The 13,341-nt window shown below is 73.2% G+C and carries 10 protein-coding genes and 1 pseudogene; 5 read left to right on the top strand and 6 right to left on the bottom strand.

All coding sequences use genetic code 11. From position 1 onward, the window contains the following. Positions 1-26: 26 nt before the first annotated feature. Positions 27-719, bottom strand: a complete 693-nt coding sequence (locus ACRWND_RS08705) for a GDSL-type esterase/lipase family protein (protein ID WP_431947749.1) — start codon at positions 717-719, stop codon at positions 27-29. 176 nt (positions 720-895) lie between these two features. Here ACRWND_RS08705 and ACRWND_RS08710 point away from each other — a divergent pair, with 176 nt between their 5' ends. Next, positions 896-1,909, top strand: a complete 1,014-nt coding sequence (locus ACRWND_RS08710) for a hypothetical protein (protein WP_431947696.1) — start codon at positions 896-898, stop codon at positions 1,907-1,909. 302 nt (positions 1,910-2,211) lie between these two features. Here the strand turns inward: ACRWND_RS08710 and serC are convergent, their stop codons facing one another. Continuing rightward, entirely contained in the window at positions 2,212-3,330 is a 1,119-nt protein-coding gene (serC, locus tag ACRWND_RS08715) for a phosphoserine transaminase (protein ID WP_431947698.1), read from the bottom strand. Between the two features lie 86 nt (positions 3,331-3,416). On the opposite strand from serC, the gene ACRWND_RS08720 reads away from it, so the two are divergent. Then, entirely contained in the window at positions 3,417-6,218 is a 2,802-nt protein-coding gene (locus ACRWND_RS08720) for an FAD-binding and (Fe-S)-binding domain-containing protein (protein ID WP_431947700.1), read from the top strand. 37 nt (positions 6,219-6,255) lie between these two features. Here ACRWND_RS08720 and ACRWND_RS08725 read toward each other — a convergent pair whose 3' ends face one another. The 3 genes from ACRWND_RS08725 to ACRWND_RS08735 all read right to left on the bottom strand — a co-directional run bounded on the left by ACRWND_RS08725 (position 6,256) and on the right by ACRWND_RS08735 (position 9,039). After that, the gene (locus ACRWND_RS08725) at positions 6,256-6,834 is read right to left on the bottom strand and encodes a Uma2 family endonuclease (protein ID WP_431947702.1); all 579 of its coding nucleotides are present in this window, start codon (positions 6,832-6,834) and stop codon (positions 6,256-6,258) included. Between the two features lie 246 nt (positions 6,835-7,080). Further along, a complete protein-coding gene (locus ACRWND_RS08730) occupies positions 7,081-8,565 on the bottom strand; it encodes an MFS transporter (RefSeq protein ID WP_431947704.1) in 1,485 nt (494 codons plus the stop codon). Positions 8,566-8,583: 18 nt separating this feature from the next. Then, positions 8,584-9,039, bottom strand: a complete 456-nt coding sequence (locus ACRWND_RS08735) for a MarR family winged helix-turn-helix transcriptional regulator (protein WP_431947706.1) — start codon at positions 9,037-9,039, stop codon at positions 8,584-8,586. Between the two features lie 144 nt (positions 9,040-9,183). Here ACRWND_RS08735 and ACRWND_RS08740 point away from each other — a divergent pair, with 144 nt between their 5' ends. After that, positions 9,184-9,393 carry a FitA-like ribbon-helix-helix domain-containing protein gene (locus tag ACRWND_RS08740; protein ID WP_431947707.1) on the top strand — a complete coding sequence of 70 codons (210 nt, stop codon included), beginning with the start codon at positions 9,184-9,186 and terminating at the stop codon, positions 9,391-9,393. Here the strand turns inward: ACRWND_RS08740 and ACRWND_RS08745 are convergent. Further along, positions 9,363-10,307 (bottom strand): annotated as a pseudogene (locus ACRWND_RS08745) (solute carrier family 23 protein); the annotation flags it as partial. The gene ACRWND_RS08740 and the pseudogene ACRWND_RS08745 overlap by 31 nt on opposite strands. 139 nt (positions 10,308-10,446) lie before the next feature. Here ACRWND_RS08745 and ACRWND_RS08750 point away from each other — a divergent pair. Then, positions 10,447-10,731 (top strand): DUF2530 domain-containing protein, encoded by a 285-nt coding sequence (locus tag ACRWND_RS08750; RefSeq protein ID WP_431947709.1) that lies wholly within the window; start codon positions 10,447-10,449, stop codon positions 10,729-10,731. A 178-nt stretch (positions 10,732-10,909) separates the two neighbouring features. After that, positions 10,910-13,339, top strand: a complete 2,430-nt coding sequence (locus ACRWND_RS08755; RefSeq protein ID WP_431947711.1) for an HAD-IC family P-type ATPase — start codon at positions 10,910-10,912, stop codon at positions 13,337-13,339. Positions 13,340-13,341 lie beyond the last annotated feature (2 nt).

Below are 13,341 nucleotides of genomic sequence, written 5' to 3' on the forward strand. Positions count from 1 at the left end.
AGACAACTCCTTGGAGTGCGCTCCAATCAAGCGATGCCGATGGGGTGCCGGTACGGCGCTCCGAGGCCCCACGCCTGGTACGCCGCGTCGGCGAAGGCGGCCGCCAGGCGGTGTTCGCCGGAGGCGTTGGGGTGGGTGCCGTCGCGGGTGTCCCTGGCGATGTCGTACCCGGCGGGGCGGGAGGCCAGCAGCAGCGGCGAGGCCGAAGTGCACAGGTCCGCGGTCGTCTTGGCCAGGAGGGTGTTGAACTCCTCGCACTGGGCGGCGAATCCGGGGTCGTGGTCGCAGCGCGAGTTGGGTATGACGGGCAGCAGCACCGCGGCGACGCGGGGGTTGGCGGCCCGCGCCCGTGCGACGAACAGCCGCACATGGGCATCGGTCTGCGCCGGGTCGGTGTAGAAGCCGAGGTCGATCAGCCCGAGCGACACCAGCAGTACGTCGGGACGGTGCTCCCGGACGGCGTCCTCGATCAGCGGCGCCATGTGCAGCCAGCCCTCGCCCCAGCCCGCGAGATGGCGGCGCGCGGAGAGGGGGAAGGCGGGGTCGGCGTAGCGCTGCGAGACGGCCGCGTCGGCGGCGGGGTCGTACAGCGCGGTCCGCGGTCCGACGATCTCGAAGTCCTCGCCCTCCGTGCCGAACGAGCACAGGTGCTGCCACATCCGGTAGCGCCAGGAGAGCTCCCCCGCGCTGCCGACGGTCATGGAGTCGCCGACGAACATCCACGCCGTGCGGCGTCCTGGCGTGCGGCGGGGCCCGTCGCCGGGGCCGGGGGAGGCGCTGAGCATGCAGGGGATCCTAGGCCGTGCCCGTCGGACGGCGCACCGGACTCCGGCCTCCGCACGCGCCGCCCAAGGCCCCGGCGCCGCCCGGGCCGGGCACCTGGCAGGCTAGGCCCATGCGTCCACTGCTCGCCGCGGCCGCGGCCTCCGTTCTCGTCATGGGTCCCCTGGTCGGCACGGCGGCCGCCGACGACGACGGGGAGTCCGTGGCTTTCACGATCTCGGACCCGCGGATCACCGAATCGAGCGGCCTCGTCGCCAGCCGCCTCCACAAGGGCGTCTACTGGGCGCACAACGACAGCGACGACGGCCCGTACGTCTACGCCGTCGACTCCGCGACGGGCAAGACGGTCGCCACCGTCACGCTGCGCGGCGTGGGCAGCCCGCGCGACGTCGAGGCGATCTCCATGGGCCCGGACGGCGCGCTGTACGTCGGCGACATAGGCGACAATCTCGGCGGCTCCTGGCCGCACGTGTGGATCTACCGCTTCCCGGAGCCCGAGCGGCTGGCGAACCAGACGGTCAGGGCGACGCAGTACACCGTCCAGTACGAGGGCGGCCCGCGCAACGCCGAGGCGCTGATGGTCGACCCGAAGACCGGGCGGGTGTACATCGCGAGCAAGAACGAGGACGGTGGCGGCCTCTACGAGGGCCCGGCGAAGCTCTCCGCGAGCGGCACCAACATCTTCCGGCGCATCGCGGACATCCCGCTGTGGATCACCGACGGCGCTTTCTCCCCGGACGGCAGCCGGCTGGTGCTGCGCGGCTACTTCGGCGCCCTGATGTACCGCTGGGAGGACGGCGAGGCCCGCCGGATCGACCAGATGCACGTGCCGCTGCAGCGGCAGGGCGAGTCCGTGGCCTTCACCCCGGACGGCAGGGCCCTCATGTACGGCAGTGAGGGCGAGGACAGCGAGGTCTGGCGCGTACCGCTCAAGGGGGACGACCTGCCCGACGCCGCCCGACGCGAGACGGCCTCCTCCCCCGGAGCCTCGGGAACCTCCACCACGGACACCACCGGCACCGAAGAACCCGGCTCCACACGCCAGTTCACCCTCGGCGCCGTCACCCTCGCCGCGATCGCCGCCCTGCTGATCGGCGTACGCCGGCTCCTGCGCCGGGAACGCTGAACGCCCGCGGGACCACCGCAGTGAGGGCGAGGACAGCGAGGTCTGGCGCGTACCGCTCAAGGGGGACGACCTGCCCGACGCCGCCCGACGCGAGACGGCCTCCTCCCCCGGAGCCTCGGGAACCTCCACCACGGACACCACCGGCACCGGCACCGAAGAACCCGGCTCCACACGCCAGTTCACCCTCGGCGCCGTCACCCTCGCCGCGATCGCCGCCCTGCTGATCGGCGTACGCCGGCTCCTGCGCCGGGAACGCTGAACGCCCGCGGGACCACCGTCGCGGTGGCCCCGCGGGGCCCGTGTCAGAGCCGCTCGACGACGAAGTCGACGCAGGCGGTCAGGGCCTGGACGTCCGCCGGCTCCACGGCCGGGAACATGGCCACGCGCAGCTGGTTGCGGCCCAGCTTGCGGTACGGCTCGGTGTCGACGATGCCGTTGGCGCGCAGCACCTTGGCGACGGCCGCGGCGTCGATGTCGTCGTTGAAGTCGATCGTGCCGACGACCTGGGAGCGCTTGGCCGGGTCGGTGACGAACGGGGTGGCGTGCTTGGAGTCCTCGGCCCAGCCGTACAGATGACCCGAGGAGGCGGCGGTGCGGCGCACCGCCCAGTCGAGACCGCCCTTCCCGTTGATCCACTCCAGCTGGTCGTTCAGCAGGAACAGGGTGGCGAGTGCCGGGGTGTTGTACGTCTGGTTCTTCCGCGAGTTGTCGATCGCGGTCGGCAGGTCGAAGAAGGCCGGGATGTGGCGGCCGGAGGCGGCGATCCGCTCCGCGCGCTCCAGCGCCGCCGGGGAGAACACGGCGATCCACAACCCGCCGTCGGCGGCGAAGGACTTCTGCGGGGCGAAGTAGTAGACGTCGGTCTCGGCGATGTCGACCGGCAGGCCGCCCGCGCCGGAGGTGGCGTCGACCAGGACGAGGGCGCCCTCGTCCGCGCCGGGGACGCGCCGCAGCGGCATGGCGACACCGGTCGAGGTCTCGTTGTGGGTGAGGGCGTAGACGTCCACGCCCGCCTCCGCGACCGCCTCGGGGTGCGAACCCGGGTCGGCGGAGACCACGGTGGGCTCGTCCAGCCACGGCGCCAGTTTGGCGGCCTTGGCGAACTTGGAGGAGAACTCGCCGAAGCTGAGGTGCTGCGACCTGCGCTCGATCAGTCCGTGGGTGGCGATGTCCCAGAAGGCGGTGGAGCCGCCGTTGCCGAGCACCACCTCGTAGCCCTCGGGGAGCGCGAACAGCTCACGGATGCCGTCCCGGACCCGGCCGACCAGGTCCTTCACCGGTGCCTGCCGGTGAGAGGTGCCCATCAGCGAGGTGCCGGTGGCGGCCAGCGCGCTGAGCGCCTCAGGCCGCACCTTGGAGGGGCCCGAACCGAATCGTCCGTCGGCGGGCTTGATGTCAGCGGGAATCTGGATCTCGGCCACATTCGCAGCGTAATGCGTGACGAGCCCGTTACGGGGCCGTGTCCCATCCGGTGAGACATGTGCCGCGACGGGGCAGGCTACGGGACATGACGGGCGATGAGCGGCACGCGTTGCGCCGCGACCTGGAGCGGGCCCTGCGGGGCGAGGTCTTCTTCGACGCGCAGAGCAGGGCGCTGACCTCGATGGACGCGTCCAACTACCGGCGTATTCCGGTGGCCGTCGTCGCCCCGTACGACGCCGAGGACGTGGCCGCGGCGCTCGCCGTGTGCCGGGCGCACGGGGTGCCGGTGGTGCCGCGCGGCGGCGGCACGTCGATCGCGGGGCAGGCGACGGGCACCGGCGTCGTGCTCGACTTCACCCGGCACATGCACCGGATCGTGTCACTCAGCCCCGAGGCGTTGACGGCCCGGGTGCAGCCCGGGGTCGTCCTGGACGACCTGCGGCGCGCCGCCGCCGCGCACGGGCTGACCTTCGGCCCCGATCCGTCCACCCACAGCCGCTGCACCCTCGGCGGCATGATCGGCAACAACGCGTGCGGCGCGCACTCCGTCGCCTGGGGCACCACGGCCGACAACGTCCGCGCCCTGGAATGCCTCACCTACGGCGGCGAACCGCTGCGCACCACCGACCCGCTCCGCGCGGACCTGCGGGAACTCGTGGACGGCCACCTCGCCCTGCTGCGCACCGGCTATCCGCAGCACCTCCCCCGCCGCATCTCCGGCTACGCCCTGGACGCGCTGCTGCCCGAGCGCGGCCAGGACCTGGCCCGCGCCCTGACAGGCAGCGAGGGCACGCTCGCCGTGCTGACGGAGGCCGAGGTCCGGCTGGTGCCCGCGCCCGCGGTGCGCGTCCTGGTCGTCCTCGGCTACCCGGACGAGAGCGCCGCCGCCGACGCCGCGAACGGCCTGCTGCCGTACGGCCCGCTGACGGTGGAGGGCATGGCCGCCGACCTGGTGGGCGGCGGGGAGGCCGCCGAACTGCTGCCGCGGGGCGGGGCGTGGCTCTTCGTCGAGATGCCCGGCACCGGTGAGGCGGAGGCGCTGCGGCGGCTCGCCGACGCGGTCGACTCGGCCGTGGTGACCTCCCCGATCGCGCAGCGCGCGCTGTGGCGGCTCCGCGAGGAGGCCGCCGGGACGGCCACCCGGACGCCCGCCGGCGCGGAGGCCTGGCCGGGCTGGGAGGACTGCGCGGTGCCCCCGGCGCGGCTCGGCGCCTACCTGCGTGACTTCCGCGTGCTGCTGCGTGAGCACGGCCTGCACGGCACCCCGTACGGGCACTTCGGCGACGGCTGCATCCACGTCCGCATCGACTTCGACCTGCTCGGCGCGGACGGGGTGGCCCGCTTCCGGCGCTTCTCCGAGGCCGCCGCCGACCTCGTCGTCGCCCACGGCGGCTCGCTGTCCGGGGAGCACGGCGACGGTCAGGCGCGCGCGGAGCTGCTGCCCCGGATGTACGGGGAGGAACTGGTGGCCCTCTTCGGCCGGTTCAAGGACGCGCTGGACCCGGCGGGCGGCCTCAACCCGGGCATGCTCGTACGGCCCGCTCCCCTCGACGCCGATCTGCGCTTCGCTGTCCTGCCGCGGCGGCCCGTCGACGTCGCCTTCGGCTACCCCCGCGACGGCGGTGACTTCTCGGCGGCGGTGCGCCGCTGCGTCGGCGTCGCCAAGTGCCGCGAGACGGGCGCGGGGGCGGGGGCCGGCGTCATGTGCCCCTCGTACCGGGTGACAGGTGAGGAGCGGCACTCCACCCGCGGCCGGGCCCGGCTGCTGCACGAGATGCTCGCGGGCGAGATCGTCACCGGCGGCTGGCGCGCGCCGGAGGTCGCGGACGCACTCGACCTGTGCCTGTCCTGCAGGGGCTGCCGGTCGGACTGCCCGGTCGGCGTCGACATGGCCACCTACAAAGCGGAGTTCCTGCACCAGCGCTACCGGCGGCGGCTGCGGCCCGCCTCCCACTACGTGATGGGCGGTCTGCCGACCTGGCTGCGTCTCGCGGCACCGGCCACCGGGACCCTGAACGCGCTGGCGCGGGTCGGGCCGCTGACGGCTCTGGGCAAGCGGGTGGCGGGGATCGCGCCCGAGCGGGAGCTGCCCCTGCCGGCGGAGGAGTCCTTCGTGCGCTGGTGGCGGCGGCAGGAGCCGCCCGCACCGGGGGCGCGGGCCGGGGCCGGGGCCGGGGCGGACACGGAGGCGACCGTGGTCCTGTGGCCGGACACCTTCACCGACCGCTTCTCCCCCGAGGTGGGCCGCGCCGCCGTACGCGTCCTCAGGGCGGCCGGGCTGCGGGTCGTGCTGCCCCCGGGGCGCGTGTGCTGCGGCCTGACCTGGGTCTCGACCGGCCGGCTCGACCGGGCCCGAAGGGTGATGCGCCGCACGGTGGAGCGGATGGCGCCGGTGGTGGCCGCGGGACGTCCCGTCGTCGTCCTGGAACCGAGCTGCGCGGCGGCGCTCCGCACCGACCTGCCCGAGCTACTCGGCACCGGCGAGGCGGCGGCCCTGGCGGATTCGGTGCGCACCTTCGCGCAGGTGCTGGAGGAGGCGGCGCCCGGCTGGACACCGCCGCGCCTCGACCGGCCCGTCACCGGCCAGACCCACTGCCACCAGCACGCCGTCCTCGGCGACGCCGCCGAGCGCCGGCTGCGCGCCCGCGCCGGGCTCAGCGGGGCCCTGGCCTCCGGCTGCTGCGGTCTGGCCGGGAACTTCGGCTTCGAACGCGGCCACTACGAGGTCTCCGTCGCCTGCGCCGAGGACCGTCTGCTGCCCGCGGTCCGCGCTGCCCGGCCCCGTACGGCCGTCCTCGCGGACGGCTTCTCCTGCCGCACCCAGCTCGCCCAGCTCGCCGGGGTACGGGCGCGCCACCTCGCGGAGCTGCTGGCGGACGGGTTCTGAGGCGGCGGACCGGCGAGGACCTTGTGGGGTGCGGGCCTCAGAACTCCGCGGTGTCCAGCTCGAGCCCGAAGGGCTCGGGCAGCCGCAGCGGCGTGCCGAAGGGGTGCGGGCCGTCCACCGACCGGTAACCGAGCTCCCCCGGCTCCGCGTACAGGGTGCAGCTGCGCTCCTGCCGGTCGACGAGCAGATACAGGGGCGCACCGTACTCGGCGTAGCGCCGGCGTTTGACGATCCGGTCCGTGTCGCCGTTGGAGTCAGAGGTGACCTCCACCACCAGCAGGGTCTGGTGGGGGACGAGAGCATCGGCTTCCGCCAGCTCCTCCGGCACGACGGCCAGGTCCGGCACGTACCAGTTGCCGCTGCCGGGGAGGTCCAGATTCCCCGAGCCCGAAAGGCAGCCCATCTTCTGCACGACAGGGTCGATCTGCCGACGGATCATGGCGGCGGCCCTCTCATGCCCCCAGGTAGGTGGCACCACTTGCTGGATGACCCCCTCGACGATCTGCACCCGGTCCCCCCCGTGGTGCCGGATCGCGTACTTCAGCGCGGTTTCCGGGTCGTCCGGCGCATACGAACCGGCGGCCGCCCGAGGCGCCCGATGGGGCTGTGAGCTCATCGGTCCTCCAGGGACTCCGCGTATCCGAGTGACGACAGCTCCGATTCTCACGCAGCCGGCGCCCGCCTGGGGCGCCCCGATCGCACATTCACTCGAAACGATGAAGGGGACGCACCGGCGGAAGCGCCGCGCCTGCGCGAGGAGCGGGACCGCGGGGCGTGGGCCCGCGCGTCCGCCGCCGGAGACCGGGCGGCGAGGCCGCCGCCCGGCCCGGCGCGGACGCCACGGCCCACCGCCGCAGCGCGCTCAGGCGGCCACCGACTCCGCCCCCACCGGCTGCGGCTCCCGCGGCACCAGCTCGATCAGCTTGTGGTCCTTGCCGCGATGCAGGTCGATCTTGAGCCGCAGCCCGCCCATTCGGGCCAGCACGAGCCCCACGCAGGCCGCCGCCGCCGCGGCGACCAGGCCGCCGGCCAGGAAGCCGATCCGGGCGCCGAACACATCGGTGACCCAGCCGACGAGCGGCCCGCCCAGCGGGGTGCCGCCCACGAAGACCATCATGAACAGGCTCATGACCCGGCCGCGCATGGCGGGGTCGGTGGCGAGCTGCACACTGGCGTTGGCCGTGGTGTTGAAGGTCAGGCCGAAGACGCCGATCGGCAGCATGAGCGCCAGGAAGATCCAGTACGTCGGCGACAGCGCCGCCACGACCTCCAGCAGCCCGAAGGCCAGCGCCGCGCCGACCAGCAGCCGCAGCCGGCTGCTGCCGCGCCGGGCCGCCAGCAGCGCGCCGATCACGGAGCCGACCGCGAGGACGGTGTTGAACAGGCCGTACATCCCGGCGTCGCCGTGGAAGACATGGTCGGCGAAGGCGGTGAGCCAGATCGGGAAGTTGTAGGCGAAGGTGCCGATGAAGCCGACCAGCACGATGGGCCAGATCAGCTCGGGCCGCCCGGCGACATAGCGCAGCCCCTCACGCAGCTGGCCCTTGCCGCGCGGCGCGGTGGGCACCTCGTACAGCTCGGAGCGCCGCATGAGCAGCAGCCCGGCGAGCGGGGCGAGGAAGGACAGGCCGTTGAAGAGGAACGCCCAGCCGCTGCCGACCGCGGTGATCAGCACACCCGCGACGGCGGGGCCGATGAGCCGGGCGCTCTGGAAGTTGGCGGAGTTCAGGGAGACGGCGTTGCGGACGTCGGCGGGGCCCACCATCTCGACGACGAACGCCTGCCGTGCCGGGTTGTCGACGACGGTGACCATGCCGAGGCCGAAGGCGATGGCGTACACGTGCCAGACCTGCACGGCGCCGCTGAGGGTCAGTGCGGCGAGGCCGAGGCCCAGCAGTCCCAGGAGGGCCTGGGTGGTCAGCAGGATGCGGCGCTTGGGGTAGCGGTCGGCGATGACGCCGCCGTAGAGCCCGAAGAGGAGCATCGGGAGGAACTGCAGCGCGGTGGTGATACCCACGGCGAAGGAGGAACCGGTGAGGCTCAGCACCAGCCAGTCCTGCGCGATGCGGGACATCCAGGTGCCGGTGTTGGAGACGATCGCCCCGCCGGCGAAGAGCCGGTAGTTGCGGTTGCGGAGCGAGCTGAACATGCCGCCGGGCGCGGGCGGCGCGGCGGGGCGGCCGGCGCCGTCGCCCCGGGAGGTTCCGGCCGGCTCCGCACCCCCCGCGGCGGCGTCGGCGCCCGCCGGGATGGGCAGGTCGGCCGGGTCGGCCGTGCCCCCGGCCGGTCCGGTCCTCTCAGGGTTGGTCGGTTCGGGTGCGGCGTCTGATGCGGCTGCCGAACTCAATCCGGTCTCGCCTCCTCGTCATCGGGTCCTTGTGTCGGCGTGAGCGAGCTTCTCCAGGACGGGCGCCGCCTCCCTGAGCACGGCGCGTTCCTGCTCAGTCAGGGTGGCCATGAGTTCGGCCAGGAACGCGTTGCGCCGGGCCCGGCTCTCCTCGAGCATCGTCTCCGCCTGCTCTGTCTGCCGGACGACGACCTGCCTGCGGTCGTCGGGGTGCGGGTCCCGGTGGACCAGGCCCTTCGACTCAAGCATGGCGACGATCCGCGTCATGGACGGCGGCTGTACGTGCTCCCTGCGGGCCAGCTCCCCCGGAGTGGCGGATCCGCAGCGCGCGAGCGTGCCCAGCACGGACATCTCCGTCGGGCTCAGCGACTCGTCGACCCGGTGGTGGCGCAGCCGGCGCGAGAGCCGCATCACGGCGGCGCGCAGCGTGTTCACCGCCGCGCGGTCGTCCTCGGACAGTTCGGTCACGTTCATTAGACTAGCTCATTACCTATGCTAAGTAAAAATGGCGAGAGCGCCGCGGCCACCAAACCCATCCACCAGAAAAATCACCCGTACGGGTGACTTCCGCCCGGAAAGCGAGGCATGGCCGAAGAGGCCCGCCCGACCCTTGGGCGCATGGCTTCGAGAGTGCTCAGCATGCGCGTGGACGAGGAGCTGCACGAACGCCTTCAGGCCCGCGCGGCGAAGCGCGGAATGAGCGTCCAGGACTACATCGTCCGGACGCTCGCCCGCGATGACTTCGACGAACGGCTCAAGGCCTCGGTCGACGAGACCGAGCAGTTCTACGCGGGCGGTCACGTCAGGCCCAGCGCCGGCATCAGGTAGGAGAAGGCGAAGACCGCCGCCACCGCGTAGAGCGCGGGCGGCACCTCGCGGCCGCGCCCGGCCACCAGCCGCAGCGCGCAGAAGGTGATGAACCCGATGCCGATGCCGTTGGTGATCGAGTAGGTGAACGGCATGAGCAGCATCGTCAGGAACGCCGGGACCGCGATCGTGAAGTCGCTCCAGTCGAACCCCCGGATGCTGCCCACCATGATCAGGAAGCCCACCGCGACCAGCGCGGGGGTGGCCGCCTGCGCCGGGACCATCGTGGCCAGCGGCGCGAAGAACAGGGCGGCGACGAAGAGCAGCCCGGTGGCGACCGAGGCGAGGCCGGTGCGCGCTCCCTCACCGGTGCCGGCGGTGGACTCCGCGTAGCAGATGTTGGCCGAGCAGGAGGCCAGGCCGCCCGCCGCCGTCGCGACGCCGTCGACCATCAGGACCCGGCTCATCCCGGGCAGGTCGCCCCGGGAGTCCAGCAGGTGCGCCTCGTCGGCGACGCCGAGGATGGTGCCCATCGCGTCGAAGAAGCAGCTCAGCAGCACGGTGAAGACGAAGAGGACGCCGGTGAGCACACCGACCTCCTGGAAGCCGCCGAACAGACTCACCTTGCCGAGCAGCCCGAAGTCGGGGGGCGCGACCGGGTTGCCGGGCCACTGCGGGACGGTCAGGCCCCAGGAGGCGTCCTTGACGTTCGCCACCGCGTCCACGACGAGCGCCAGGAGCGTCATCGCGACGATGCTGATCAGGATGGCTCCGGGCACCTTGCGGATGATCAGCCCGAGGGTCAGCAGCGCGCCGAGGATGAAGATCAGCACCGGCCAGCCGGTCAGATGGCCGCCCGTGCCCAGTTGCAGCGGGACGGTGGTGTGCGCGGCGTCCGGGATGCGGGTCACGAAGCCGGAGTCGACCAGGCCGATCGACCGGCTCGAGAGAGGGATTTGGAGGTTCCTACGATGGAAACCAGCCACCCTAGGGACCGTTTCAGTTGAACATACGAGTGCTTCAAAGGCTATCTTCGCGCGTAGACCCCTCGGGGACACTCGGTACGCTGTGCGCATGAGCAGCAGCAGCCACAGCAAGGGGACAACCGGCCTGCGCGAGGCGCCGGCGCCCCTGGAGGCGAACGACGTCGCGACCGTCACCGTCGGAACGGTCGTCTGGTTCGCGCTCTTCCTCGTCCAGCTCCCCTTCTACGGCTGGTACTCCGACCACGGCCACGCCTGGTGGATCTGGACCTGCCTGGCCGGCGGCTGCCTCGGGCTCGTCGGCCTGTGGTACGTCCGCGCCCGCCGGGACGCGATCGAGCGGGCCCGTGCCGCGCAGGAGGCCGGACAGGGCTGAGCCGCGCCCCCACCGCCCGCGCCCCTACCGCCCGCGTCCGTCCCGCCCGCGCCGGGCCGCCGGCACGCCCGGCGACCGCCCCGGAACGGGCCGCCACCACCCCGCCGTACACCGCCCCGCTCCCCGCCCCCGCCGCTCCTCGTGCCGCGCGCGGCGCCCGGCACGTACCGTCGAAGCCATGACGGAACGCACGCGGCAGGAGGCGGCCGGACCGACACGACCGGCGACGCTCGGCGGGCTGACCGCCGCCGAGGTGGCGGAGCGGGTCGCGCGGGGCGAGGTCAACGACGTGCCCGTGCGCTCGTCCCGCTCGCTGGCGGAGATCGTCCGCGCGAACGTCCTCACCCGCTTCAACGCGATCATCGGGGTGCTCTTCCTGATCATCCTGGTCGTGGGGCCGATCCAGGACGGCCTGTTCGGCTTCGTCATCATCGCCAACACCGGCATCGGCATCTTCCAGGAGTGGCGCGCCAAGAAGACCCTGGACGGACTCGCCGTCATCGGCGAGGCGAAACCCACCGTCCGCCGCGACGGGGTCGCCCATGAGGTCTCCGTCTCCGACATCGTCCTGGGCGACCTCGTCGAACTCGGGCCGGGGGACAAGGTGGTGGTCGACGGCGAGGTGGCCGAGGCCGACAGCCTGGAGGTGGACGAGTCGCTGCTCACCGGGGAGGCCGACCCCGTCGTCAAGCACCCCGGCGACCTGGTGATGTCCGGCAGCTTCGTCGTCGCCGGCGGCGGGGCCTTCACCGCGACCAAGGTCGGCCGGGAGGCCTACGCCGCGCGACTCGCCGAGGAGGCGACCCGCTTCACGCTCGTCAGCTCCGAACTGCGCAACGGAATCAGCCGGATCCTCAAGTACGTCACGTGGATGATGGTCCCCACCGCGATCGGCCTGATCGTCAGCCAGCTCGTCCTGGAGGGCAACGACTGGCGCGAGGCGGTCCGCCGCATGGTCGGCGGCATCGTGCCGATGGTGCCCGAGGGGCTGGTCCTGCTGACCTCGGTGGCCTTCGCGATCGGCGTCATCCGGCTGGGCCGCAGGCAGTGCCTCGTCCAGGAGCTGCCCGCGATCGAGGGCCTGGCCCGGGTGGACGTGGTGTGCCTGGACAAGACCGGCACCCTCACCGAGGGCACGATGGACGTCGCCGAACTACGGATGCTGGACGGCCCGGCCGAGCCCTACGTGCGGCAGGTGCTCGGCGCGGTCAGCTCCGCCGATCCCCGCCCCAACCCCACGCTGACCGCCGTCGCCGCGGCCTTCCCCGCCCCCGGCGACGGCTGGCACGTCACAAAGGCGCTGCCCTTCTCCTCCGCCCGCAAATACAGCGGCGCGGCGTTCACCGAACCGGGCGGGGAACGCAGCGCCTGGCTGCTCGGCGCCCCCGATGTGCTGCTCGCCCCCGGCGACCCTGCGCTGGGCGAGGTCGACGACCTCAACGCCCACGGCCTGCGGGTGCTGCTGCTCGCCCGGACCGGCGCGGACCTCGACGACCCGGCGGCGGACGCCTCGGCCGTCCCGGCCGCACTGGTCGTCCTGGAGCAGCGGCTGCGCCCCGACGCCGCCGCCACCCTGCGCTACTTCGCCGAGCAGGACGTCCAGGCCAAGGTCATCTCCGGCGACAACGCGGTCTCCGTCGGCGCGGTCGCCCGGAAGCTGGGGCTGCCCGGCGCCGAGCGGACGGTCGACGCCCGCGAGCTGCCCGCCGAACGCGGCCCCATGGCGGCCGAGATCGGCCGGGGCGCGGTCTTCGGCCGGGTCACCCCGCGGCAGAAGCGGGAGATGGTGGGCGCGCTGCAGTCCGGCGGCCACACCGTGGCGATGACCGGGGACGGCGTCAACGACGTCCTCGCCCTCAAGGACGCGGACATCGGCGTTGCCATGGGGTCCGGCTCGGAGGCGACGCGGGCGGTCGCCCAGATCGTGCTGCTCGACAACAGCTTCTCGACCCTCCCGTCGGTCGTGGCCGAGGGCCGCCGCGTCATCGGCAACATCACGCGCGTCGCGACCCTCTTCCTCACCAAGACCGTCTACTCGGTCCTGCTCGCCCTGCTGGTGATCATCTGGCACGCGCCCTACCCGTTCCTCCCCCGGCACCTGACGCTGCTGTCCACGCTGACCATCGGCGTCCCCGCCTTCTTCCTCGCCCTGGCCCCCAACACCGAGCGGGCCAGGCCGCACTTCGTGCGCCGGGTCATGCGCTACTCGCTGCCCGCCGGGGTGATCGCGGGCGTCGCCACCTTTGTGACGTACATGCTCGCCCGGCACCATTACCGCGGCGACGGCGCGCTGGAGGCCGAGACCAGTGCCGCGACGCTGACCCTCTTCCTCATAGCGACCTGGGTGCTGGCGCTGGTGGCACGCCCCTACACCTGGTGGCGGATCGGCCTGGTCCTCGCCATGGGCGCCGGTTTCCTCGTCGTGCTGGTCACCCCCTGGCTGCAGGAGTTCTTCGCCCTCCGCCTGGTCGGCACGCGGGGCCCCTGGACGGCCGTCGCCGTGGCGGCGGCCGCCGCCTTCCTGCTGGAGCTGGTCTGGCGCCGCGTCGGCCGCGTGGACGACGACACCGCCGCGCCGGAGCGGGAGGGCGCGCCAGGTCCCCGCTGAGG

It is taken from the genome of Actinacidiphila sp. bgisy167 (assembly GCF_965342175.1).
GTDB lineage: Bacteria > Actinomycetota > Actinomycetes > Streptomycetales > Streptomycetaceae > Actinacidiphila.

Bases quoted from the DNA above. Each gene is read 5' to 3' on its own strand.
- ACRWND_RS08705 (WP_431947749.1), bottom strand. From the start codon at position 719: ATGTTCGTCGGCGACTCCATGACCGTCGGCAGCGCGGGGGAGCTCTCC.
- ACRWND_RS08710 (WP_431947696.1), top strand. From the start codon at position 896: ATGCGTCCACTGCTCGCCGCGGCCGCGGCCTCCGTTCTCGTCATGGGT.
- ACRWND_RS08720 (WP_431947700.1), top strand. From the start codon at position 3,417: ATGACGGGCGATGAGCGGCACGCGTTGCGCCGCGACCTGGAGCGGGCC.
- ACRWND_RS08725 (WP_431947702.1), bottom strand. From the start codon at position 6,834: ATGAGCTCACAGCCCCATCGGGCGCCTCGGGCGGCCGCCGGTTCGTAT.
- ACRWND_RS08735 (WP_431947706.1), bottom strand. From the start codon at position 9,039: ATGAACGTGACCGAACTGTCCGAGGACGACCGCGCGGCGGTGAACACG.
- ACRWND_RS08740 (WP_431947707.1), top strand. From the start codon at position 9,184: ATGGCTTCGAGAGTGCTCAGCATGCGCGTGGACGAGGAGCTGCACGAA.
- ACRWND_RS08750 (WP_431947709.1), top strand. From the start codon at position 10,447: ATGAGCAGCAGCAGCCACAGCAAGGGGACAACCGGCCTGCGCGAGGCG.
- ACRWND_RS08755 (WP_431947711.1), top strand. From the start codon at position 10,910: ATGACGGAACGCACGCGGCAGGAGGCGGCCGGACCGACACGACCGGCG.